General features: G+C 68.3%; 1 protein-coding gene. It reads left to right on the top strand.

Features of this window, described 5'->3' with window-relative positions; genetic code table 11:
• A partial coding sequence (locus tag CVH10_RS20685; RefSeq protein ID WP_146143206.1) for a helix-turn-helix domain-containing protein occupies window positions 1-271 on the top strand: 271 nt, incomplete at both ends.

Raw genomic sequence — 271 nt, 5'->3', positions numbered from 1 at the left:
GACCGGCCTCACGCGCGCCGGGGCACGGCGCATTCTGCTCACGCTGCAGTCGCTCGGCTACGTCGAGACCGACGGCAAGCGCTTCGGGCTGACCGCGCGCATCCTCGAACTCGGCTTCGCCTACCTGTCATCGATGCCGATCTGGAACCGCGCCGAGCCGGTGATGGAGGCGCTGGTGGCGCAGGTCAAGGAGTCGTGCTCGGCGGCCGTGCTCGACGGCACCGACATCGTCTACGTGCTGCGCGTGCAGACCCACAAGATCATGCGCATC

This window comes from Halomonas sp. ND22Bw (assembly GCF_003011945.1).
GTDB lineage: Bacteria > Pseudomonadota > Gammaproteobacteria > Pseudomonadales > Halomonadaceae > Halomonas > Halomonas halophila.
This window is presented reverse-complemented; position numbering and strand designations above follow the sequence as displayed.